Origin of the sequence: Serratia sp. BFP-2025 (assembly GCF_050880365.1) — a bacterium.
Classification (GTDB): domain Bacteria; phylum Pseudomonadota; class Gammaproteobacteria; order Enterobacterales; family Enterobacteriaceae; genus Serratia; species Serratia surfactantfaciens.
The window spans coordinates 2,769,335-2,792,019 of sequence record NZ_JBPAFV010000001.1 but is presented as its reverse complement, the minus strand read 5'-3'; the positions used below and the strand labels follow the sequence as shown (position 1 = coordinate 2,792,019).

Genomic DNA, 22,685 nt, shown 5'->3' with positions numbered 1-22,685 from the left:
CATTACGCCTGGTTTTTGGCTTTTGAACGGGAGATGCGAGCCTCGCCGATCAGCCAGTCAAAGAGGAAAATAATCGCCAGCATCACCACGATCAGAATTGAACCGTAGGCGATCGCTACCCCGTATTCGCCGTCTTCCACGCGGTTGAGGATGTAGGCGGTGGCCACGCGGGTATCGGGCGTCACCAGGAAGACGATGGCGCTGACGGTGGTGATGGCGCGCACGAAGCTGTAGATCAGCGCCGACAGGATAGCCGGGCGCAGCAGCGGCAGCAGGATGTGCGTGATGGTGCGCAGCGAGCCGGCGCGCAGGCTGAGCGAGGCTTCGTCCAGCGATTTGTCTATCTGGCCCAGTCCGGCGATCCCGGCGCGAATCCCCACCGGCACGTTGCGCATCACCATCGAGATAATCACGATGGCGGCCGTTCCGGTGAGGTACACCGGCGCGCTGTTGAAGGCGAGAATGTAAGAGACGCCCGCCACGGTGCCCGGCACCGCAAAGCACAGCATGGTGGTGAACTCGATGGTCTTTTTGCCCCTGAACTGCTGGCGCACCACGATCCAGGCGATCAGCAGGCCGAACGCGGCGGTGATCGGCGCGGCGATCCCGGCGTACAGCAGCGTATCGAGCAGCGAAGGCCACGCGCCGTCGCTCATGCCCTGGCCGAACAGCTTGATGAAGTTATCCAGCGTCAGCGTGTAATCCACGCCCCAGTTGACGGTGAAACTGCCGTAGAAAATGCTGCCGTAGAGCAGGGCGTTAAAGGCTACCCACACTGCCAGCAACGCCATCACGCTCCAGACCAGCGTGACCGGCAGCGGCTGCACGTCGCCGCGATAGGATTTGCCGGACACGGTGACGTAGGAACGCTTGCCGATCCACAGGTACTGAATGCAGAACACCAGCAGCGAGAACAGCAGCAGGAAGGCGCCGAGGGTGCTGGCGGCCTGATAGTCGAGCTGCGAGCCGGTGATGTAGAAATAGATTTGCGTCGCCAGCACGTCGAAGTTGCCGCCGAGCACCAGCGGGTTGCTGAAGTCGGCCAGCGATTGCACCACCACGATCAGAAACGCGTTGGCCAGCGCCGGTTTCAGCAGCGGCACGAACACGCCGTTAAAAGTTTGCCAACGGCTGGCGCGCAGGGTGTAGGAGGCCTCTTCCAGCGAAGGATGAATGGTCTTGATCGCGCCGTCGAGGATCATGAACGCCATCGGCGTGAACGCCAGCACCTGCGCCAGCCAGATGCCGGTAAAGCCGTACAGCCAGTTGGTGTTGGTCAGGCCGAACCAGGCCACCATCCACTCGGTGACGTAGCCGGAGCGTCCCATCATCAACGTCACGCCCAGGCCGACGACGAACGGTGGCGTGACGATGGGCAAGATGGAGAAGATGCGGCCGATAATGGCGCTGCGCCTGGCGATGCGGGTGGTGTAAATCGCCAGCACCAGGCCGAAGAAGGTACAGCCGGCGCCGACCGCGATCGACAGGGCGATGGAGTTGAGGATCACCTGAACGATATGCGCCTGCGACAGCACGTTCATAAACGCCAGCGGCGCGAAGGCGCCCGTCTGGTCGGTGAACATCGGAATGAAAATCGCGATGCTCGGCCAAACGATGAAGACGCCGATCAGCGCCACGATGGTGACCAGCGCGCCGATAACGAAACGGTCGCCGCCCAGCCATTCGAGGCGGGTCAGCGCCAGCGTCATGATGGCGCCCAGCGCGATAAACTGCACCAGGGTGGCGTAGCCTAAACCGCGTCCCGCCAGCGTGGCGCTGACGACGATAAAGGCCATGCACAGCAGCGCCCAGCCGGCGTCGAACGCGTGGCGCCGCCGCCGTTCACCGCCCGCCGCGGCGTGGGGACGCAGCAGCAACAGGCTTGGCAACAGGCACCAAAGCCAGCTGATATTGCGATTTGACCAGCCGTAGGCCGTGAGGATCTCTTCGCCGGTGGACTCCAGCAGGCCGTAATCCAGGCTCCAGCTCGGCAGCAGGGCGAACGCCAGCCAGCCAAGCAAGACCCAAAGGGATATCGCATCTCGTTTATTCACGAGATGGAGTGCGTGTGTATGTGACATAAGTTTCCCGGATGTTCAGGCCGGGTAAGGTATGAGGCTTACCCGGCAACAGGCGCAGAATGTGGGCTTATTTACCCATCTTGACTTCGCTGACCCACTTGTTGATCAGCGCCTTGCGGACCTCGGTCGAGCCGTACTTGTCCATGTCGTAGTTGATCAGCTTCAGATCGTCGAGCTTCAGCGAGTTCGGCGAGGTATCGGCGGTAGTGTTGGTCAGGATCTGATAGGACTTGCCTTTCTTCCACGCCAGCTCCTGCGCCTCTTTCGACAGCACCCAATCCACGAACAGCTTGGCGTTGTCGAGGTTGCGCGCGCCTTTGAGGATGCTGACGCCGCCGATTTCGTAGCCGGTGCCTTCACAAGGCGAGATCAGCTCCAGCGGCGCGCCCTGTTCTTTTTCGAGCGAATAGTCATGCAGGAAACCGATGCCGATCGCCGTTTCGCCGCGGGCGGCGTTGCGCGCCGGGGCAATGCCGGACTTGGTGTACTGCGAGACGTTGGCGTTCAGCTGCTTCAGGTAATCGAAGGCCTGATCGTCTCCCCACAGCTGGGCAAAGGTCGCCAGCGCGGTGTAGGCGGTGCCGGAGCTTTGCGGATCGGCGATTTGAATCTCGCCTTTGTATTCCGGTTTGGTCAGGTCTTTCCAGCACTTGGGCACCGGCAGGTTTTTCTCTTTCAGGCGCTGGGTATTGACGCCGAAGCCGAGGATGCCGACGTAGACCGCCGAAGAGTAGTTGCCTTTCAGCTTCGCCGGGTCGCGGAATTGCGTCATCACCTGTTCGAGGTTCGGCGATTTGTACGGCTGCAGCAGCCCCATTTCACCGGCCTGGGATTGCGGATCGAGCGTGCCGCCATACCAGACGTCCGCCTGCGGGTTTTTCTTCTCGGCGTCCACTTTCGCCAGCGTGCTGCCGGAGCCGTTGCGGATGAACGAGGTTTTCACGTCATATTTCTCGCCGAAGGCTTTGGTTTCCGCTTCGCACATTTCATTGGTGGCGCTGCAGTAGACCACCAGGCGGCCCTTGGCGTGCGCGGCGCCGCTCAACGTCGCCAGCGCGATGCCGGAAGCTATCAGGGTAGTGACCCACGTTTTTTTCATTGTTTTATCCTTCTCTCGGTAGAGGTGGTAACGCTCGCCATCAACAGCGGCATCAGCAATAAACCCATAAGAACGGCGGCGATCGACAGCAAACTGAACATGCCTGACCAGCCGTAGCCTTCGATGACCTGCGACAGCGGCCAGCCCGCCAGCGCGGCCCCCAGATAGGCAAACAGGCCGAGAAAACCGGTGATGGAGCCGGCCGCGCCTTTGTGCCCGCATTCCACGGCGGCGAGGCCAATTAGCATCTGTGGGCCGAAGACAAAAAAGCCCACCGTAAAGAAACAGCCCGCCAGCAGCGCGTAGTGGTGCACCGGCGCCAGCCACAGCGCGGCGACGGAAACCATCAGCCCGAGCGTGAACAGCAAAATCATCGGCGCGCGCTGCCCGCCGAACAGCAAATCCGAGCCCCAGCCGGCGAACAGCGCGCCGAGCAGACCGCCTGCCTCGAACAGCATCACCGTCGCGTTGGCGCTGAGCAGGTTGACGCCGTGGCTTTCCGTCAGCCAGAGATTGCCCCAGTCGTTCAAGGCGATGCGGATCAGGTAGACCAGCACGTAAGAGACGCCCAGCAGCCAGATCATCGGGTTCTTCAGCATCGTGGTGCGTAACATCCGCCACAGTCCCATCGGCGGGCTTTGCTGTTCCTGACGCAGCTCCAGCGGATCGTGACGCCATTGGCCGACCGACGGCAGGCCTTCTTCTTGCGGCGTGCCTTTCAGCCGCCGCGTGAGCCAGATGCCCAACACCATGCTGACGGCCCCCGGGATCAGCATCGCCGCCTGCCAGCCCCAGCGCTGGGCGGCGAAGGCGCTGATCAGCGGCACGATCGCGCCGCCGAGGTTGATCGACATATTCCAGCAGCCCCACCAGAAGCCGCGCTCGTTGCGCGAATACCAGTGGGTCAGCAGCCGCGCGCAGGGCGGCCAGCCCCAGCCCTGAAAGAAGCCGTTCAGCGCCCAGACCACCAGCAACAGCGTAAGCGATTCGCCAAAGGCGAACACCAGGTTCAGCAGGCCGGTGGCGAACAGGCCGATCCCCATAAACCTGCGCTGTCCGTGGCCGTCGTGCCACAGTCCGGCGGCGAATTTCGACAGGCCGTAGCTCAGGTAAAACAGCGAGCCGAGCAGGCCGATGTCCCCTTTATCCAGCCCCAAATCCGTTTGCAGCGCCGGCAGCACGTAATTCACGCTTTTGCGCGTCAGGTAAAAGGCGGCGTACCCGATGACCATGTACAGCAGCAGTCGCGGGCGCAGCGCGCGGTAACGGTGATCGATTTCAGATGCCGAGCGTGCCTGCATAGCCGCCTCCCTGGTGCTGACTATAAGAAGGTGAAAGGGAAAGGGGATGAGAGAAAGTCCGGAGTGGCTAAGACTTTTTCCTAGTTAGCCGGCGCTTTGTGGCAAATTTGTGGGCAGGTTAACAATTACCCGCGTGCCGCGCTGCGTTTCCAGCGTCAGTTCGCCGCCGAGTGCGCTGACCCGTTCGCGCATCCCTTGAATGCCGAAGCCGGGCAGCTTGTCCGCGCGGATGCCGATGCCGTTGTCCCGCACCTCGAGGTGCAAAAGCGCACCCTGTTGATACAAGACGATGGCGACTTCGCTGGCTTCGGCGTGTTTGCACACGTTGTTGAGCAGCTCTTGCAGCAGCCGGTAGAGGGTGAAACGCACCGTCTCGCCGGCGGGCATGTCGGTCAGCCGGTAGTCGAAACGGCAGCGGATGCCCCGTTCGCTAAAGGCGAATTCGTTCAGCAGGTGGTGCAGCGCGTCTTTGAACGCCAGCTCGTCCAGCGCGGGCGGGCGCAGCTGGCGCAGCAGTTGGCGCGTGGAGTGATGAATGCGCCGGGCGAGCTCGCTTATCTGGTGCGCGGCGGCCTGGGTTTGCGCCGGATCGCGCGCCCGTTTGACCAGCTGCGACTGGATTTGAATCGCGGTGATGTTCTGGCCGATTTCATCGTGCAGCTCGCGCGCCAGGTTTTTCCGCGTGTCTTCTTCGGCGTGGATCAGTTTTTCGGTCAGCGCCTGCCGCGCCGCCAGCTCCTCTTCCAGGCGTCGCCGATAGTGGTGCAGGTTTTGCGCCAGGTGCTGCTGGCGGCTGATGGCGATGCCCAGGCCGATGCCGAGCAGCGCCTGCGTCGCCAGAAAGATCTCCAGCTCGACCAGATTGCCGAACCCTCCGCCGACCTGCCGGGCGAGGGTGATCATCATGCTGCCGAGCAGGCCGGACAATACGCCGCCCTGCCAGCCGAACTTCCACGCCATCACCACATTCGGCAGAAACACCACGATCAGCAGCAGGCGTTCGATTTCCGGCGACAGCACCATCTGCGTGCCGATGCCGATAACGAAAAACAGGCTGCACCAGATGATTAAGGACGCGCGCAGCGGCGGGTTGGTGGTGTCCAGCCCCAGCAGATGGTAACGGTGCTGCTGGTGCAGAAATTCAAAGATCAGGTAGACGAACGGGGTCAGCAAGACGCCGCCGGTAAACGACGCCAGGCCGAGCAGCATCGCCGGGTTTGGCACTAATGGCGTAAGCAGGGCGGTATTGAGCAGCGAGGCGGCGGTCACCGCAGCCAGCAGCAGCGTCAGCCGCTGCCAGTAGAGCGGAAAACGGCACCAGACTCGTTGCGCGAGCGCCGCCGGGATCAGGGTGATAAACGGTGCGGCCAGCAGGCCGTAGCCGCTCAGCAGGCGCTCGCTGTGCAGCCAGAGCAGCAGCAGCACCGGAGGTACCAACAAGGCGGGCCAATAGCGGCGCGCCAGCAGGATCAGCAGTGCGAGATAGACGCCGTGCGGCAGAAACAGCGCCGCCTGATTGCCGTTGTGGGTCAGATGGAAACCTAGCGTCCACAGCGCTAGCCAGCCGCTGCCCCAGGCCAACAGGATAAACAGCGAGATAACCCAGGGGCGGAAGCGGGGCGACATCAATGCCCCGCCAGCAGCTGATGGTCGAGGGCGAAATGCACCAGCTCGATGGTGCTGTTGCACTGCAGCTTACCCAGGACGTTGGCGCGATGCACGTGCACCGTTTTGTGGCTGAGATCGAGCTTGAAAGCGATCTCTTTGACGCTGTCACCCCTGACCAACAGATCGAAGACCTCGCGCTCACGCGGGGTCAAGGCTTCCAGCGCCGTGTTCGGTTGCTCGCCGCCGCGCAGCGCCCGCAGCGCGTCGGCGCACAGGTAATGGCCGCCCATATTGACGGAGCGTACTGCCTGCACCAGTTCTTCCGGCCCGCAGCGTTTGGTCAGATAGCCGCTGGCACCGGCATCCAGCGCGCTCTGCACGAAGGTGGGAGAGTCATAGATGCTGAGGATGATCGCGCGGAACTGCGGCTTGTGCGCCCGCAGGCGCTTCAACAGGTTCAGGCCGTTTTCATCCGGCATGGCGATGTCCATCACCGCGACGCTGACGTCTTCGCGCAGCAATGCCGGCCAGGCCGCCGCCGCGCTGCTGTATTGCCCCACCACGTCGAGATCGTCCTCGAGGCTGAGCAACTGGGCAAAGCCGGAGCGCACCACCACATGGTCATCCACCAGTATCACACGGATCATTTTTCGCACTCTGCTGCCGAATCATGACCCTATGATGCCTGCCGCCGCGGGGCTGGCAATCAGCCAAGCGCGGTTATGCAATCGATGTAACAGAATCGTAATAAAAGGGCGCCGCCGGCGCCGTTAACGATCCACATCGATGGCGAAATGCTGCCACAGCGCGGCGTTCGTTTTGTTGAGTGAGGTCTTTGGTGCAGTTGGGAAAGGATTATCAAACTTATGAAGGGTTTGCTTAGTATGCCAATACGATTAGAGTTTCCTCTATAAGATTAGGCGTGTAATAACGTATAGGTGTGTTATTAGTTAGTATCTCGTCACAGTGATACAATCAAAATGATGAGTAAGTTGTGAGGTTCATTGGCGATTGAAAATTTCTCTGAGAACGCTGATAATCACAAGTATGGATAATTACTTTCGGAAAAAATAATGAATAATAACCCGGTTGGCTACGGTCCGGTTTTTATCACTGGAGGACCATTCAAAGGAAGGGTCGGACTTTATGAAGATGACACTATTTACGATAGTGAAATTAAAGAATTATGCTACTTCAAAGGAAGAAAAAATTCAGGGGTGGCGATAGTATATTTTGGTGATTATTTTATTTCACCGAATTACTTCTATGTGAACCCCAAGGATATGCGCTTTGTAACAACACATGATTTGTTAACAAGGCGCGAGTGTTTATATAAGTTATTATCTAAATACTCAGAGCCTATATATGAAGGCATGGATGAAGACTTATATGAACTAGATAGCCATGAAAGCTTGCAAGAACTACATTTTATAGATTTATTGTTATCGGAAAACTATCTTTCAGTAAGGTTTAAAAAAGATATGATAGGAAAGAATATTTTTATATCTCACTCGTCTAAAGATAAACCTTTTGTTCGGAAGGTTGCTACCGATATAAAGTTGTTTGGTCATACACCATGGCTTGACGAGTGGGATATCAGAGTCGGGGAATTTATCCCTGAAAAACTGTCAATTGGCATTGAAAATGCGGACTTTATTATCGTGGTTCTTTCTGAAGCAGCTATGAAATCAAAGTGGGTGGAACGAGAATGGCAAACAAAGTATTGGGATGAAATAAGTAACAACAAGATACATATTTTACCGATACTTTATAGTGATTGTAATATCCCTACGTTGTTGAAATCTAGAAAATACGCTGACTTTAGAAGTGATTATAACGAGGGTATTGAAGGTGTTTTGGATGCTATAAATAATCTTTAGCTGTTCACTCTCTAACATTAAGGGGGATGTTCTATTGAAAAAGTTTATGTGGGGAGGCTTTGTTAATCCCATGATCCTATAGAAGGCGCATGGGACATTTTAATCTAAATTATGTTAGTTCTTTCAACGCTCCATATCGATGGCGAAGTGCCGCCACAGAGCGGCGCGCCGTTCCTCTTCCGAATGCAGCGTCGTTTCGTGGCGCTGGTGATCTTCGGTCACGATTAGCTTCATGTCGCTGAGGGTGACCCGGCCGTGGTCCGTCGGCCGTGAACATACCAGACGTTGGGTGAAGTGCGACTGCGGCGAGGTGCTGTGGAAGTGGCACATCTCGTCGAACTCATGCAATTCGCGCGGCTGAACGGTAAAGCGATACAGCGTTTTGGCATGCGAACGCTGGTCGCCGTTGCGGCGCTCCAGCAGGTAATACTCGCCTTCCCGCTCCAGGTGGAAGGTGCCGCTGGCCTGCGGTTGCGGCTCGGCGACGACGATCTTCAGCGGCGTCAGGAAGGAATCGCCGAAACCGACGTCCACCAGCCAGGCCTGGTCCGCCAGATCCACCCGCAGCGCCAGATGGTCGTAGCGCGGGCCGAAATGGCCGTCGCGCGCGCGGATCTCGCCGGAGATGAAGCTCACCTTGAAGCCGAGCTCTCGCAGCAGTAGGGCGAACAGCGTGTTCAACTCATAACAGAAACCGCCGCGGTTACGCTCGACCACCTTGCTGAACAGCGCCTCCGGCGCCAGCTGAATGCCCTGATGATAAATAATGCTCAGGTTCTCGAACGGGACGCTCAGCATGTGGCGATGGTGCAGCTGTTGCAGCGTGGGGAGGTCAGGGCGGGCGACGCCGGTAAAGCCGATATGCTGCAGGTAGCGTTGGGTATCCACAGGGTGTCTCGCATGAGAAAAAGTAGGCATAAAATAGCGGGCTTTGCGGCTTTTGTGAGCGCATTACGTGCTGCGCTGTCGCTGCTGCCGCAAACTGTCACTGGTCGGCGCTAGCCTGTTCCCCGGAGTTCAACATTGCAGGAGAACGGCTATGCAAGATTTCAAACATCGGGTGGCGCTGGTGACCGGCGCTTCCACCGGCATCGGCGAAGCGATCGCCGCCGAGCTGTTTCGGCGCGGAGCCACGGTGGTGATGACCGGCCGCCACGCCGCGCCTCTCGCCGCCGCCGCCGCGCGGCTCGATCCCGACGGTCGACGGGTGATGACGTTGCGGATGGACGTGCGCGATGCGCCGTCGGTGCAGCAGGGCATTGAAGAGACGGTGCGGCGCTACGGCGCGCTGCATCTGCTGGTCAACAACGCCGGGATCACCGGCCCGCACGAGGTGGGTATTGATCGGTACGCGGTCAACGATTGGCATGAGGTGATCGCCACCTGCCTGAGCGGCACGTTTTTCGGCATGAAGTACGGCCTGCCGGCGATCGTCGCCGGCGGCGGCGGGGCGGTGGTGAACCTCTCTTCCGCCAACGGGGTGGTGGGCATTGCCGGGATCGCGCCCTATACTGCCGCCAAACATGGCGTGCTGGGCTTGACGCGCTCGGCGGCGCTGGAATTCGCCACGCGCGGCGTACGCGTCAACGCCGTCGGGCCGGGCTATGTGGATACGCCGGCGATGGGGGCACTGCCAGCGTCGGCGCGGGCGCAGATGGCCGCTTCGCACCCGATGGGGAGAATGGCGACGCGGGAAGAGGTGGCGAAAACGGTGGCCTTTCTGCTTTCGGACCACAGCAGTTTCACCACCGGCGCGTTCTACAGTATCGACGGCGGTTATACTGCGTGCTGAGCCAGCGTCTGCAGCCAGGCCAGAAACGCCGCCGCGCCGGGCTTTTCCAGCGTGCGCGCCGGGTAAACCACGTAGTAGGGTTTGCTGAGCGGCAGCGCCGGTTCGGCCAACGTGACCAGCCGGCCCTCCGCCAGTTCGCGGGCGATCAGCCGCCGTTGGCCGAGCAGCACCCCGCGCCCTTGCACGGCGGCGTCGATGGCCAGTGAAGTCAGGTTATAGGTCAGCCCGCGCCGCGGTGGCGGCATGCGATCGGCGGCGGTGAACCACTCGTGCCATCCCGGCAGAAACTGGCTCTCCTTGCCCCAGTCAACGTGGAGAAGCGGCTGCTGCGTCCAGTCGCCGCGATCGCGCAGCGCCGGGCTGCACACCGGCTGTACCCGATCCTGAAACAGCCGCGCTTTTTCCAGCAGCGGGTAATCCTGATCGCCGAAGCACAGGGCGAAGTCCGCCGCCGAATGGGCGAAATCGACCGCCGCATGGGTGGCGTGCAGCCGCAGATCGCCGTCGGGGTATTGCGCCAGCCAGGCGTCCAGCGCCGGGTTCAGCCACTTGGAGGCCAACGCCGGCAGGGCGAACACCGTCAGCGTCTGCTTGCCGCGCTGGCGTTCGACGTGCTGCTGCGCCACACGCAGCGTTTCAAACGCTTCCTGAACATATGCCAGGTAGTCCGCGCCCTGTTCGGTCAGCGTGACGCCGCTTTTGGCGCGGATGAACAGCGTGATGCCCAGATGCTGTTCGAGCTGGCGGATCTGCTGGCTGACGGCGGCGGCGGTCAATGCCAGCGCATCCGCCGCGCGGGCCAGGCTACCGGTGCGGGCGGCGGTTTCGAACGCCAGAATGGCGCTCAGTTTGGGCAGGCGAGCGCGAGACGGTGAGTGCATGGGCAGGGTTATCGCTAAGAATTGGTTAACTTATCCATAACGTATTTTTGTTATGGCGGCAATGCGCCATTCGCTACAGTGAGAGGCATCCGGCTATCGCACTCGAGGGGAACGTCATGCCGCAACTTGCCGATATTATCGATCTGTCCGCCCATCCCATTGGCGACGCCGCGTTTCGCGCCCGCTGCAGGCAAACGCTGGAGAGCGCAGGCGCGCTGGTGCTGCCGGGATTTTTGCGCGACGCCGCGCTGGCGACGGTGCGGCTGGAAGGCGCCGAACAGCACCATGCGGCGTTTTACGCCACCAGCAAGCACAACGTGTATCTGCGGCCGCAGGACGACGCGCTGCCGGCCGATCACGCGCGCAACCGGCTGGTGGTGTCGTCCAAGGGCTGCATTACCGACGAGGATATTCCGCCGCAGTCGCCGCTGCGCGCGCTGTACGACGCCCCGGCGTTTCGCGAGTTCCTTTGTGCGGTGCTGGATGAGGCGCAGCTCTATCCCTACGCCGATCGGCTGTCGTCGATCAACCTGCATTACGCGCGCGCCGGCCAGGAGTTGGGTTGGCACTTCGATAACTCATCGTTCGCCATCACGCTGCTGATCCAGAAACCGGCGGCGGGCGGGCGTTTCGAATATGTGGAGAAGCTGCGCGACGCCGATCGCGGCGAGATGAACTATGCCGGGGTTGCGCAGGTGCTGGACGGGGAACGAGCAGCCAAGCGGCTGGCGATCGAGGAGGGGGATCTGGTGCTGTTTCGCGGGCGCAATGCCCTGCACCGGGTGACGCCGACCGAAGGCGACGCTACGCGCATGCTGGTGGTGCTGGCCTACAATGCGCAGCCGGACGTGATGCTGTCGGAAAGCGCCCGAATGACGTTTTACGGCCGGTTATAACGGATAAAAAAACCGCCCCGGAGGGCGGCTTGTCGATTCAGCGTTGGCTCTGTTCTTCGTGAGCCTGCTGTTCCAGTTTCACTTCCTGCGCCCGTTTGCGCAGGCCGAACCAGCCCAGCGTCAGCAGCACCGCCAACACCGGAATGGTGGCGATGGTCCAGGTGCCGTTCGGGTAGTCGAACGCCATCATCACCACCACGGTCAGCAGGAACGCCAGCGTCAGCCAGGAGGTGAACGGCGCGCCCGGCATTCTGAACGAGACAGGCTGAGCGCGGCCTTCGCGGATGGCTTTGCGCAGGCGCATCTGGCAGACGATGATAAACGCCCAGGAAGCGATAATGCCCAGCGAAGCGATGTTCAGCACGATCTCGAACACCCGCGACGGCACCAGATAGTTGAGCACCACGCCGATCACGTAGATGCCGCAGGTGACCAGAATGCCGGCGTAAGGCACCTGTTGGCTGCTCATCTTGGCCATCAGCTTCGGCGCGGAGCCGCCCATCGCCAGTGAGCGCAGGATGCGGCCGGTGGAGTAGAGGCCGGAGTTGAGGCTGGAGAGCGCGGCGGTCAATACCACGATGTTCATCACGGTGCCGATATAAGGCACGCCCAGCTTGCTGAAGAAGGTGACGAACGGGCTTTGGCCGGCCTGATAGGCATTCCACGGCAGCAGCAGCACCAGCAGTACCACGGAGCCGACGTAGAACAGACCGATGCGCCAGATCACGCTGTTGATCGCTTTGGGCATCATTTGGGCCGGATCCTTACACTCGCCGGCGGCGGTGCCGATCAGCTCAATGCCGGCGAAGGCGAAGATCACCCCTTGCACCAGCACCAGCGCGGGCAGCAGGCCGTGCGGGAACATGCCGCCGTTTTCGGTGATCAGATGCAGACCGGTGGTATTGCCCGCCACCGGAGTGCCGGTACCGAGGAACACCACACCCACAATCAGGAACAGCGCGATGGCGGCCACTTTGATCAGCGCGAACCAGAACTCCATTTCGGCGAACCATTTCACGCCGATCATGTTCATGGTGGCGACGATGCCGAGCGCGCCGAGGGCGAACAGCCATTGCGGCACGTCGGCGAAGGTGCCCCAGTAGTGCATGTACAGCGCCACCGCGGTGATGTCGACAATGCCGGTCATCGCCCAGTTGAGGAAGTACATCCAGCCGGCGACGTAAGAGGCTTTTTCGCCGAGAAACTCGCGGGCGTAAGAAACGAAGCTGCCGCTGGAAGGCCGATGCAGCACCAGTTCGCCCAACGCGCGCAGAATGAAGAAAGAGAAGATCCCGCAGACCAGATAGACCAGCGCCAGGGCCGGCCCGGCCAGCTCGAGACGGCCGCCGGTACCGAGGAACAACCCGGTGCCGATCGAACCGCCGATGGCTATCATTTGGATCTGCCGCTTACCCATGCTTTTGTGGTAACCGGATTCATGGGAGTCCAGCCAGCGTCTTCTGGCGGCGTGTTTGTCATCCGCCGACTTGTTTTGTGAGTGCATTATCCGTCCTGTTTACCTGTCTGTGATTAACTCCGCCCTGAGCTGCAGAGCAATCGATTGCCATCAGCAATCGTAATGAGAATGAGGTCGTGGCATCATTCCGCTGTTTATTGTGTATACAGCCGCCGTTAAATAACGGCGTGGCATGCTACCGTTTCCCGTTAAATGTGGCAAAAAAACCTGTGTGCAAATAGTGATCAAGTGTGTTTGTTTTTTAAACTGAAAACAAAAGCGCATATTATTCAGTAAGATGAGTCTCATTATCAACACGGAAATATCGAACGATAAAAGTGATTGAAATCACAGAATAATAATTACCGCGCAAATTAAAGGGATTTGGCGGTTATTTGGCTCGGAGGAGAAGGGGGGGAAAAATAAAGCTGTGGCGCCTGCGCAGCGATGGGCGTGCGCAGGCGAATAGGACGAGGGTTATTCTCAGGCGGATTCACCGGCCGGCAAAGCCGAAGCCGGCAGGCCGAATAGCTTGTCGAACGCCCAGTTAAACAGGAAGGTGTAGCAAGGAATGATGACGATCAGCGCCATATCCAGCAGCAGCGCTTGCCACAGCGTGATGCCCATCCACCAGGCGATCAGCGGGATCAGATACACCACCAGCGTCAGCTGAAACCCGACCGCGTGCAAAATGCGGCGCTTGAGGGTGCGGGCGCGCGATGCCTGGCGGCTCTCCCACCACTCGAATAAGTAGTTGTAAATGAAGTTCCAGCTGACGGCGATAGTGGTGATCACCACCGCCAGCGGTCCGGTGCTGGTCGGCGCGTGGCCCGACAGCAGCGCCAGCCCCAGCGCCGAGATCGTCATGCCGATGATTTCATAAGCGGTGACATACACCAGTTTGCGTTTGACGCCCTGCATTGTTTTCTCCCGATCTGTTTTTAGTTGCCTCTGCGGCGACGGCGGCTAAGATAACGTCAATCACATTGATAGAAAAAGTCAGGAGCTATCAGTTTTACTGATAGATTGAACGATGAATTTTTCCAGCGACAACATCGAGCTGTTTCTGGCGGTGCTCGATCGCGGTTCGTTTTCCGCCGCCGCCCGCGCGCTGCGGCGCGTGCCTTCCGCCGTCAGCATGGGCATCGCCAACATGGAGGCGGAGCTCGGTTTTGCCTTGTTCGACCGTTCTCACCGCGAACCGACGCCGACCGCGCTGGCCCTGGCCCTGGCGCCGCATGCCCGACTGATCGCCGGGCAGCTCAAGCAGCTGCAGGTGCACGCCATCGAACTGTCCCAGGGGCTGGAGAGCACGCTTTCGATCGGCGTGGCGTCGGATATCAACGGCGCCGGGCTGCTGGCGGCGGTGAAAACGCTGTCGCAGCGTTATCCGCTGCTGAACATCGAAGTGCTCAGCGCGCCGCAGGACGACGTGTTGCACATGTTGCACCAGGGGCGCATCGGCGTTTGCCTGGCGTTCGGCGGGCTGAACGTCAACAGCGCGGAACAGTTCCACTTCGTCGGCGCGGAATCGCTGGTGGCGATGTTGTCGCCGCAGCATCCGGCGCTGGACGGCGCTGCGGGCGAGCTGTTTCTCGAGGATCTGGTCAACGTGCGACAGATCATGGTGGCCAGCCGTGACCTGCCGATCGGCGATCTGCGTCCGCAGGTGGCGGAGGCTTACTGGCGCACCGATAGCCTGCCGATGGCGCTGAATATGGTGGAAGCGGGGCTGGGGTGGGGGAATTTCCCGCTGTCGCTGGCCGAGCCGCTGCTGGCGCAGGGCCGGCTGGTGCGGCTGAAATTCAAAAATACCAAGAACGAGCTGCGCTTGCCGATGCATTTGATCTGGCAGAAGAACCGCCCGCTGGACAAGGCGGCGCGCGAGCTGGTGGCGCTGATGCGCGCGGCGCCGCAGAAAAGCTGACGCCGGGTGCGCTTGCTCACTCCGCGTGACGTTTGCGCCACCAGAAGCGCACCAGCAGAATGGCGGCGATCGCCAGCGCGACAAACAGCAGGCTGGAGAGTTTTTTGTCGAAGCCGGTAACGAAGCTTTCGATCGCCTGGCCGCCAAAATAGCCGAGCATGACGAAGATCGTCGCCCAGAGAATGGCGCCGAGGATGTTAAGCGGCACGAAGCGCGAGGGCGGCAGGCGGCTGGCGCCGATCAGCACCGGGCCGATGATGCGGAAACCGTACATAAAGCGCACCCCGATAACGAACAGCATCGGGTGGCGGGCGATCAGCTTTCTGGCGCGCGCGATGCGCTTTTCCTGCCCTTTAAGGCGTGAGATCACCCGGCCTTCGAACCGGCGGCCGGTGAAGAACAGCAGCTGATCCCCCAGCGTGCCGCCGAGCGCCACCACCGCAATCACCCACGGCCAGTGCAGCAGCCCTTCGTGGGCGGCGATGCCGCCCAGCAGCGTGATGGTCTCCCCCTCAGCCAGGCAGCCGATAAACAACGCCCAGTAGCCGTAGTCCGTAATGTAGTGGGCCAAATCGGTCATTCCTTACTCCTTATGTGACTGACGCATAAGGGCAAGTATACGCCCGATCGCTAGCCTTGGGCGATCTGGGCCACCAATGCTCTGCGCCGCTGCAGGCTTTCCGCCATCTGCGCCTGCACTCTGGCATAAATATGCGGCGGGGCCAGCTCCGGCGTGCCGCCCGCGAACGGTGGCGCCGGGGCGTATTCCAGATAGAGCTGGATCATCTGGGCGGTGTCTTCGCCGTGCAGTTCGGCGATCAGCGCCAGCGCGAAGTCGATACCGGCGGTGACGCCGCCGCCGCTGATCACGTGGCCGTCGCGTTCCACGCGCGCTGCGCTCGGCACGGCACCGAACAGCTTCAAGCTGTCGCGCATCGACCAGTGGCAGGCGGCGCGTTTGCCTTGCAGCAGACCGGCGGCGGCCAGGATCAGCGAACCGGTGCATACCGAGGTCAGGTAGCGGGCATCGGCGCCCAGCCGACGGATCTGCTGCATGAACGCCTGATCCTGCAGCGCCTGCGTGCAGCCGCTGCCGCCCGGCACGCACAGCACGTCGCAGCGCGCGATCTCCGGCAGCGGGCGCAGCTGGGTGAAGTGCAAGCCTTCAGACTCGACATCTGCGCCGTCTACCGAGGCGACGATGATTTCCGCGCCCGGCATGTGGCGCAAAAACTGCAGCGGGCCGGTAAAGTCGAGCTGAGTGACGCCTTGATAGATGGGAAATACAATCACTAATGGTTCAGACATGATATTCGCCTCATTTTTATCGTTGGACCTGGGTCATAATAGCCGCCCTGTTTTTGGCTGATATGACAGATAACCCTCAAAAAGCGCCATCATGAAAACGATCGGTTTTGTGGTTTTTCCCGGTTTTAACCTGCTGGATTTTGCCGGGCCGCTGGCGGCGTTCGATAACGTCAACCAGTTCACTGACCCGCCGGCTTACCGCTGTGTGGCGATCTCGCCGCAGGGCGGCATGGTCGTCAGCTCGGCCGGGGTGGCGATCGCCACGCAGCCGTGCGGCGACGAGCGTTTTGATACGCTGGTGGTGGCCGGCGGCAGCGGCAATGTGATGGCGGCGCAGTCACCGGCGTTGGCGGCGTTTCTGACGGCCCACAGCCGGCGAGCGCGGCGCATCGCCAGCGTGTGCACCGGGGCGTTTATTCTGGCGGCCTGCGGTTTGCTGGACGGCAAACGCGCCACCACCCACTGGTATCACGCGGCGCGCTTGCAGCAGAACTACCCGCGCATTCGCGTCGACAGCAACCGCATTTTCATCCGTGACGGCGATATCTGGACTTCGGCGGGCATCAGCGCCGGCATCGATCTGGCGCTGGCGCTGATCGAGGACGATCTCGGCGCTACGATAGCGGCGGGCGTGGCGCGGCAGCTGGTGGTGTACCACCGTCGCCCCGGCGGGCAGTCGCAATATTCTCTGTTGCTGGCGTTGAATCCGCCGTCGGATCGCATGCGCGCCGCGCTGTCGTACGCGCGCGAGCACTTGCATCTGCCGCTGTCGGTGGCGGATCTGGCCGACGCCGCCTGCCTGAGCGAGCGGCAGTTCGGCCGGTTGTTCCGCGCTGAAACCGGGCAGACGCCGGCCAAGGTGATCGAGCAGCTGCGGGTCGAGGCGGCCAGGGTGCGCATCGAAGAGGGTGCCGAGTCGCTGGAAGCGATCGCCCGTTCGGTGGGGTTCAGCGATCCGGAACGCATGAGGCGGGCGTTTATCCGCGTATTTGGCCTGTCGCCGCAGGCGATCCGCCGGCTCGGCCGCGCGGGATAACTTTTTTGCCACGCCTGGCGGCGGGGCACACCAGAGGAGCAACGGATGTATCAGGATTTTGACAGTGAATTGAACTGGGCGATGCGCCATATGCCGCGCACCCGGGCGGCGGTAGCGGCACTGCCGGACCTGCACGGGGTGCGGCTGGCGTGCAATATGCACCTGGATCTGAAAATGGCGCCGCTGGTGGCCGGCCTGCTGGATAAGGGGGCGGCGATCTTCCTGACTACCTGCAATCCCACCACGGTGCAGAATGACGTGGTGGCCTGGCTGGAACGGCGGGGGGCGCAGGCCTATGCCTGGCGCGACATGAACGCCAGCGAGTGGTCGGAATCTTTCGATCGCGCGCTGGACTGGCAGCCGACCCACCTGTGCGAAATGGGGGCGGATCTGACCACCCGTCTGCACCAATCGCCGAACGGCCCGCAGATCGTCGCCGGGCTGGAAGCCACCGGATCGGGCATCAGCCGGTTAAACGGCGTGGCGCCGCGTTACCCGATCTTCAACTGGGACGATCTGCCGGTGAAAGAGGGGTTGCATAACCGGCACATGGTTGGGCTGACCGCCTGGCACACCTTCTTCCAGACCACCCATTTGACGCTGCACGAAAAGCGCGTGCTGGTGATCGGCTACGGCCTGGTCGGGCAGGGAACGGCGGCGGCGGCCAGGGCTTACGGCGGCCAGGTGATGGTGGCGGAAATCGACCCGGCGCGCGCGCTGCAGGCGCGTTATGACGGCTGGCAGGTGGTGGATCTGGCGAGCGCGGTCGCTCAGGCGGACGTTATCGCCACGGCGACCGGCGCGAAGAACGTGCTCTCGGCGCAGCATCTGCAACAGGCGCAGGACGGCGTGTTTATCCTCAACGTCGGCCACGTGGCGGAAGAGATCGACGTCGGCTTCCTGAAAAGCCTGCCGCACCACGAGCCGATGCCTTATGTAAATGCTTACCAACTCAATGAGAAGACGGTCTATTTGCTGGCCAATGGCTCGATGTTCAACCTGACCGCCGGCTATGGCGATAGCCTCAACGCCTTCGACGTGACGTTGGCGGTCATGGCGGCCGGCATCGGCCATATCGTCGGTGCAGGGGCGCGGCAAACGCCGGGGCTGTACCTGCTGCCGCAATCGGCGTGGCAGCCGGCGCTGTAACTTTTTCTACGCGGGCGCTCATCCCAGAGCGCCCGCGGGCTGTACCGTTTTTCGGCCGACAGAATTTGTCACAAATCCGCCCTACAATCCCAGTGCCAAGCGCAGCACCCTCACATATAATTCGCTGAGTTCAAGCCCCCATTTCAGAGTAATGCCTGTGAAAATACGTGTTTTGGTTCTGACCCTGCTCGCTTTGCAGGCGGGCGCAGGCTTTGCGCCGCGCGCGCTGGCCAGCGACAACGCCGCCGCTCTGCACGCCACCCAGCCGGAGCTGGCTTCCGGCAGCGCGATGGTCGTCGATATGCAAACCCATAAAGTGATGTATGCGCGCAACCCGGATGAAGTGGTGCCGATCGCCTCGATCACCAAGCTGATGACCGCCATGGTCACGCTGGACGCGCACCTGCCGCTCGACGAGATGTTGTCGGTGGATATCCACCAGACGCCGGAGATGAAAGGGGTCTATTCGCGGGTGCGGCTGAACAGCGAAATCAGCCGCAAGGATATGCTGCTGCTGGCGCTGATGTCGTCGGAAAACCGCGCCGCCGCCAGCCTGGCGCACCACTATCCGGGCGGCTACAACGCCTTTATCAAAGCGATGAACGCCAAGGCCAGGGCGCTCGGCATGACCAATACCCATTACGTCGAACCGACCGGGCTCTCTATCCACAACGTGTCGACGGCGCGCGATCTGACCAAGCTGCTGATCGCCACCAAGCAATATCCGTTGATCGGCCAGCTCAGCACCACCACCGAGCGCATGGCCAGCTTCAAGGATCCCAACTACACGCTGCCGTTCCGCAACACCAACCACCTGGTGTACAACCCGAAATGGAATATTCAGCTGACCAAGACCGGTTTCACCAATCAGGCGGGCCACTGCCTGGCGATGCGCACCGTGATCGGCAACCGTTCTGTGTCGCTGGTAGTGCTGGACGCCTTCGGCAAATATACCCACTTCGCCGACGCCAACCGGCTGCGCAGCTGGATTGAGACCGGCAAGGTGACGCCGATCCCGGCCGCCGCCCGCGACTATCGCCGCCAAAAAGACGCCAGCCTGGCGAAAAACGCCACCGAATGACCCGCCTGGCGGCCTGCCCGTTGGCGGCAGGCCGCTATCGGCCCTCGGGCCGCCTGATGACAAATCCCCGCTCGCGATCGCCGTCGAACCCGGCTTTGAGATAAAGCTGGTGCGCGCCGGTGCGTTGCTGCCCCGACAGCAGCATCACCTTGTAACAGCCCTTGCGCCAGGCCAGCTGCAGCGCGTATTCAATCATGGCGAGCGCCACGCCGTGGCCGCGATAGGGCTCCGCCGTCACCACGTGTTCGATGACGCCGAACGGCTGTGCCTGGTGCGCCAGCCCTGGGATCAGCGCCATCATGCAGGTGGCGATCGGTTGTTCTTCCTTTGCCGCCACCACCAGACGGATCGCCGGATCGTCCAGCAGGCGCTGCAGGGCACGGCGCGCATCGTCGGTGCGCAGCGGCGCGTCCTGCGGACGCAGCTCGCGATACAGGGCCAACAGGCCGTTGAGATCGTCCGGCTGCGCCAGACGATGAATGATGCTCATGGTTGCTCCTTTCCGCCGCTTCAGCGGTAATCCGCTATCCTCCATTAATACCACAACGTTTGTCGGAGGGGATGTTATGAGTCAGGTGTCGACTTTTGTCATGTTCCAGGGAGAGGCGCAACAGGCGATCGACCTCTACAGCCAGGTGTTCGAGCGTTTTCGGCTCATGCAGGTGCAGCATTACGACCCGACGCCGGACGGCCGGCGGTTGATCAAGCATGCCACCATCGATTTCGACCGACAGAACCTGGTGTTTATCGACAGCCCGATCAGCCATGACTTCAGCTTCACCCCGGCGGTGTCGCTGTTCATCAACTTGCCTAACGAAGAGGCGCTTGAACAGGCCTTTCACCGCCTGGCGGAAGGCGGCAAGGTGCTGATGCCGCTCGATGATTACGGCTTCAGTGCCCGTTTCGGTTGGCTGAACGATCGTTTCGGCCTCTCCTGGCAGCTCAATGTGCCGGCGGGCGATCTGCCCTGACGCCAGGGGCGTGCAAAAGACATGGTAGTGCCTGCGGTTGTTTCATATGCTTACCCCCGTGGTGGCAGGGAATTCTGCCGTGGGCAATACCGACAACATTCATGGAAAGGTGCGCTTTGATTGATTTTGACCGCTATGTTGAGCAAGCGAAGTCTTACGGCGAGTGGCCGGGTGGGCACGTGGAGATGTCGTCCGGTCGCGTTGAGGGATTGAGCTATCGCCTGTATCGGCAAACTGCCGCGAGTGAAGACGTGATGGTGGTGTATCACGGCGGCGGGGTTAACAGCGCTGCCGGGTATGACGTCCTGGCGCGCCAGTTGGCGGCCGAGCCAACGCTCGCGGTGTGCCTGGTCGATATTCGCGGACATGGCGATTCCGCCGGAGAGCGGGGAACGGTTGAGCGGCCTGAGCGTATTTGGCGCGATGTCGATGTCATCCTGGCGGAAATGCGCCTGCGTTTTCCGTTGGCGCGCAGGCACCTGCTTGGTCATTCCAGCGGCGCCGGGATGTTGCTCAACTACCTGACCCGTTATCCTTGCGAGCAGCAGGCGGATAGCCTGATCATGCTGGCGCCGGAGCTGGGGCCATTTTCCGGGATAGCCCGCGATCTGACGGCGGCGGCCCGTTTTGCTCAGGTGCGCCAATGGCCCTTTGTGGCCAATGCGTTCAGCGGTGGTCGCTGGTTCGGGCAATCTCGGGCGGTCAGCCTGAATTTTCCCCCGGCCGTGCTGGCCACCTCCCCCGATTTTGTCTGCCAATACAGTGTCAATATGGCTAACGCGTTGACGCCGCGCGCCCCGGCAAAGCAATTGGCGGCGTTGCGATTACCGACTTTGCTGCTGGCGGCCGCCCAGGACGAGTTGTTCAATGCGCAATCGATGCAGCGCTTTGTCGAACAGCATGGCAGCGTGCATGTGGCATTTGGTTTGCTTGAGGGCAGTACGCATTTATCCTGCGTATTTGATGCCCATCGCCCGGTCCTTCAACATATTTCGCGTGCGTTCACGATCGCCTCCGATTGCGACGTACCTATTTAACTGCTTGTTTATTACACACTTCTTCTCCGTCATTAACTGGACGGAGGAGTAGTGATTGAGATCACGAAACTGGTTAATAAATCTTTATGATTTTGAATGCAAAATGTTAACATCCCGCCGCTTTCATTAGGCTTGCTAATGATATTCTTATTGTCAAGGAATGCTCAGGATGGATTACCAAAACGTCTTTCAATTGACGGATCAGGAACGAAACGAGTTATTTTCGGCATTAGATAGAATTGCTTACGATCCCGCCGGCGGCGATGCTTATATTCACGCCATACGCTCGACGATGATCACCCATTTGCCCCACAGATTAAGCGCCGCATTAAGCCAGCAAAAGGCGTCAATCAAACCACGGCCTTATCTTATTTTAAAAAATGTGCCGGTGGATAAAGAAGTGTTCTTTTCCCCTTGTCCGAACCAATATACGCCTTCGGCTAAATCCGGTAATATCAGCGAAAACCTGTTGGTCGGTATCTCTTCGCTCATTGGCGAACCCTATTCGATGTATTTCGAAGGGAAAGAACTGATCAATAATCTGATCCCTAAACGCGAAGCTAAAAAAGAATATACCGGTCTGGGATTCGATGTTGAACTGGACTTCCATATTGAAAATGCGGCCCTGAAACACCTGGAGCAGTTCAACGTTTCGCCGATGGGCCTGCTGTTGGCCGGCGTGCGCCGCGATCCGCACAGCCCGATGACGCGCATCTCCGACTCGCGTCTGGCGATCGCTCAACTGAGCCGCGAGGACGTCGAAACGCTGGCCAGCCCGCTGTATAGCATCAAGCTGCCGTACCGCTGGCGCCAATCCACGCAGGCCGGGCGTGAAGAAACCGCGCTGGTGCCGCTGATTTCGCAAAACCACGTGTTGCCGGATGTGAGCGCGGTCTTCTATCCCGGCATGATTGCGGCCAGCACGCCACGGGCGGAAGCCGCGCTGGAACGTTTCTATGGTCTGGTGAAAGAAAACGCCATCGGCATCGATATTTGCCCGGGCGATTTGGTTTACATCGACAATCGCTTTGCATTGCATTCGCGCGATAAGTTTACGCCTTCCTTCGATGAAAAAGATACGCCGTTGCGCTGGGTGCAACGGGTCTTCATTTCGGCAAGCTTGTGGAATCACCGCAACCTCAATCAGGTTGAAGAGCGTATTTTCTCGATTTAAGGTTATTA

The 22,685-nt window shown here is 60.5% G+C and carries 22 protein-coding genes; 10 read left to right on the top strand and 12 right to left on the bottom strand.

From position 1 onward, the window contains the following. Positions 1–2: 2 nt before the first annotated feature. The 5 genes from ACRAWE_RS13355 to ACRAWE_RS13335 all read right to left on the bottom strand — a co-directional run bounded on the left by ACRAWE_RS13355 (position 3) and on the right by ACRAWE_RS13335 (position 6,736). The gene (locus ACRAWE_RS13355; RefSeq protein ID WP_197667302.1) at positions 3–2,081 is read right to left on the bottom strand and encodes an ABC transporter permease; all 2,079 of its coding nucleotides are present in this window, start codon (positions 2,079–2,081) and stop codon (positions 3–5) included. Between the two features lie 67 nt (positions 2,082–2,148). After that, entirely contained in the window at positions 2,149–3,180 is a 1,032-nt protein-coding gene (locus tag ACRAWE_RS13350) for an ABC transporter substrate-binding protein (RefSeq protein ID WP_016928667.1), read from the bottom strand. Then, positions 3,177–4,505, bottom strand: a complete 1,329-nt coding sequence (gene uhpC / locus ACRAWE_RS13345) for an MFS transporter family glucose-6-phosphate receptor UhpC (RefSeq protein ID WP_345790192.1) — start codon at positions 4,503–4,505, stop codon at positions 3,177–3,179. The genes ACRAWE_RS13350 and uhpC overlap by 4 nt, the downstream gene beginning before the upstream one ends. A gap of 60 nt (positions 4,506–4,565) precedes the next feature. Further along, positions 4,566–6,107 (bottom strand): MASE1 domain-containing sensor histidine kinase, encoded by a 1,542-nt coding sequence (locus tag ACRAWE_RS13340; RefSeq protein WP_211129936.1) that lies wholly within the window; start codon positions 6,105–6,107, stop codon positions 4,566–4,568. After that, positions 6,107–6,736, bottom strand: coding sequence for a response regulator transcription factor (locus ACRAWE_RS13335; protein ID WP_063918945.1), 630 nt, complete (start codon positions 6,734–6,736; stop codon positions 6,107–6,109). The genes ACRAWE_RS13340 and ACRAWE_RS13335 overlap by 1 nt, the downstream gene beginning before the upstream one ends. 426 nt (positions 6,737–7,162) lie before the next feature. Between ACRAWE_RS13335 and ACRAWE_RS13330 the strand changes: the two genes are divergently transcribed. Then, entirely contained in the window at positions 7,163–7,969 is an 807-nt protein-coding gene (locus ACRAWE_RS13330) for a toll/interleukin-1 receptor domain-containing protein (protein ID WP_432525465.1), read from the top strand. 123 nt (positions 7,970–8,092) lie between these two features. Here the strand turns inward: ACRAWE_RS13330 and ACRAWE_RS13325 are convergent, their stop codons facing one another. After that, positions 8,093–8,857 carry an arylamine N-acetyltransferase family protein gene (locus tag ACRAWE_RS13325; RefSeq protein ID WP_432525464.1) on the bottom strand — a complete coding sequence of 255 codons (765 nt, stop codon included), beginning with the start codon at positions 8,855–8,857 and terminating at the stop codon, positions 8,093–8,095. Positions 8,858–9,008: 151 nt separating this feature from the next. On the opposite strand from ACRAWE_RS13325, the gene ACRAWE_RS13320 reads away from it, so the two are divergent. Further along, positions 9,009–9,761 (top strand): SDR family NAD(P)-dependent oxidoreductase, encoded by a 753-nt coding sequence (locus tag ACRAWE_RS13320; RefSeq protein ID WP_432525463.1) that lies wholly within the window; start codon positions 9,009–9,011, stop codon positions 9,759–9,761. On the opposite strand, the gene ACRAWE_RS13315 is transcribed toward ACRAWE_RS13320, so the two are convergent. Beyond that, positions 9,746–10,642: a LysR substrate-binding domain-containing protein gene (locus ACRAWE_RS13315; protein WP_432525462.1), complete on the bottom strand. Its 897-nt coding sequence runs from the start codon at positions 10,640–10,642 to the stop codon at positions 9,746–9,748. The two genes, ACRAWE_RS13320 and ACRAWE_RS13315, sit on opposite strands and share 16 nt — an antisense overlap. A gap of 116 nt (positions 10,643–10,758) precedes the next feature. Here ACRAWE_RS13315 and ACRAWE_RS13310 point away from each other — a divergent pair, with 116 nt between their 5' ends. Beyond that, a complete protein-coding gene (locus tag ACRAWE_RS13310; RefSeq protein WP_432525461.1) occupies positions 10,759–11,538 on the top strand; it encodes a HalD/BesD family halogenase in 780 nt (259 codons plus the stop codon). A gap of 37 nt (positions 11,539–11,575) precedes the next feature. Here the strand turns inward: ACRAWE_RS13310 and ansP are convergent, their stop codons facing one another. Both ansP and ACRAWE_RS13300 read right to left on the bottom strand, forming a co-directional pair. Next, complete coding sequence (ansP, locus tag ACRAWE_RS13305; protein WP_432525460.1) at positions 11,576–13,042, bottom strand: L-asparagine permease; 1,467 nt, start codon at positions 13,040–13,042, stop codon at positions 11,576–11,578. 435 nt (positions 13,043–13,477) lie between these two features. Then, on the bottom strand, positions 13,478–13,915 hold the full coding sequence (locus ACRAWE_RS13300) for a PACE efflux transporter (protein WP_019453963.1): 438 nt from the start codon (positions 13,913–13,915) through the stop codon (positions 13,478–13,480). A 112-nt stretch (positions 13,916–14,027) separates the two neighbouring features. Here ACRAWE_RS13300 and ACRAWE_RS13295 point away from each other — a divergent pair, with 112 nt between their 5' ends. After that, positions 14,028–14,921 carry a LysR family transcriptional regulator gene (locus tag ACRAWE_RS13295; RefSeq protein ID WP_019453962.1) on the top strand — a complete coding sequence of 298 codons (894 nt, stop codon included), beginning with the start codon at positions 14,028–14,030 and terminating at the stop codon, positions 14,919–14,921. A gap of 16 nt (positions 14,922–14,937) precedes the next feature. Here ACRAWE_RS13295 and ACRAWE_RS13290 read toward each other — a convergent pair whose 3' ends face one another. Together ACRAWE_RS13290 and ACRAWE_RS13285 are read right to left on the bottom strand one after the other, a co-directional pair. Beyond that, a complete protein-coding gene (locus tag ACRAWE_RS13290; protein ID WP_063918947.1) occupies positions 14,938–15,501 on the bottom strand; it encodes a DedA family protein in 564 nt (187 codons plus the stop codon). Positions 15,502–15,551: 50 nt separating this feature from the next. Continuing rightward, the gene (locus ACRAWE_RS13285) at positions 15,552–16,229 is read right to left on the bottom strand and encodes a DJ-1/PfpI family protein (protein WP_019453960.1); all 678 of its coding nucleotides are present in this window, start codon (positions 16,227–16,229) and stop codon (positions 15,552–15,554) included. A 91-nt stretch (positions 16,230–16,320) separates the two neighbouring features. Here ACRAWE_RS13285 and ACRAWE_RS13280 point away from each other — a divergent pair, with 91 nt between their 5' ends. The 3 genes from ACRAWE_RS13280 to pbpG all read left to right on the top strand — a co-directional run bounded on the left by ACRAWE_RS13280 (position 16,321) and on the right by pbpG (position 19,495). After that, positions 16,321–17,265, top strand: coding sequence for a GlxA family transcriptional regulator (locus ACRAWE_RS13280; protein ID WP_432525459.1), 945 nt, complete (start codon positions 16,321–16,323; stop codon positions 17,263–17,265). A 45-nt stretch (positions 17,266–17,310) separates the two neighbouring features. Beyond that, entirely contained in the window at positions 17,311–18,414 is a 1,104-nt protein-coding gene (locus tag ACRAWE_RS13275; protein WP_154746725.1) for an adenosylhomocysteinase, read from the top strand. A 151-nt stretch (positions 18,415–18,565) separates the two neighbouring features. Then, positions 18,566–19,495, top strand: coding sequence for a D-alanyl-D-alanine endopeptidase (gene pbpG, locus ACRAWE_RS13270; protein WP_025160019.1), 930 nt, complete (start codon positions 18,566–18,568; stop codon positions 19,493–19,495). Between the two features lie 34 nt (positions 19,496–19,529). Here pbpG and ACRAWE_RS13265 read toward each other — a convergent pair whose 3' ends face one another. Then, complete coding sequence (locus tag ACRAWE_RS13265) at positions 19,530–19,985, bottom strand: GNAT family N-acetyltransferase (protein WP_019453956.1); 456 nt, start codon at positions 19,983–19,985, stop codon at positions 19,530–19,532. A 76-nt stretch (positions 19,986–20,061) separates the two neighbouring features. On the opposite strand from ACRAWE_RS13265, the gene ACRAWE_RS13260 reads away from it, so the two are divergent. From ACRAWE_RS13260 to ACRAWE_RS13250, 3 genes are all read left to right on the top strand, one after another. After that, the gene (locus ACRAWE_RS13260; RefSeq protein ID WP_019453955.1) at positions 20,062–20,466 is read left to right on the top strand and encodes a VOC family protein; all 405 of its coding nucleotides are present in this window, start codon (positions 20,062–20,064) and stop codon (positions 20,464–20,466) included. A gap of 116 nt (positions 20,467–20,582) precedes the next feature. Beyond that, complete coding sequence (locus ACRAWE_RS13255) at positions 20,583–21,503, top strand: alpha/beta fold hydrolase (RefSeq protein WP_432525458.1); 921 nt, start codon at positions 20,583–20,585, stop codon at positions 21,501–21,503. Positions 21,504–21,891: 388 nt separating this feature from the next. After that, positions 21,892–22,677: a TauD/TfdA family dioxygenase gene (locus ACRAWE_RS13250; RefSeq protein ID WP_235049932.1), complete on the top strand. Its 786-nt coding sequence runs from the start codon at positions 21,892–21,894 to the stop codon at positions 22,675–22,677. Positions 22,678–22,685 lie beyond the last annotated feature (8 nt).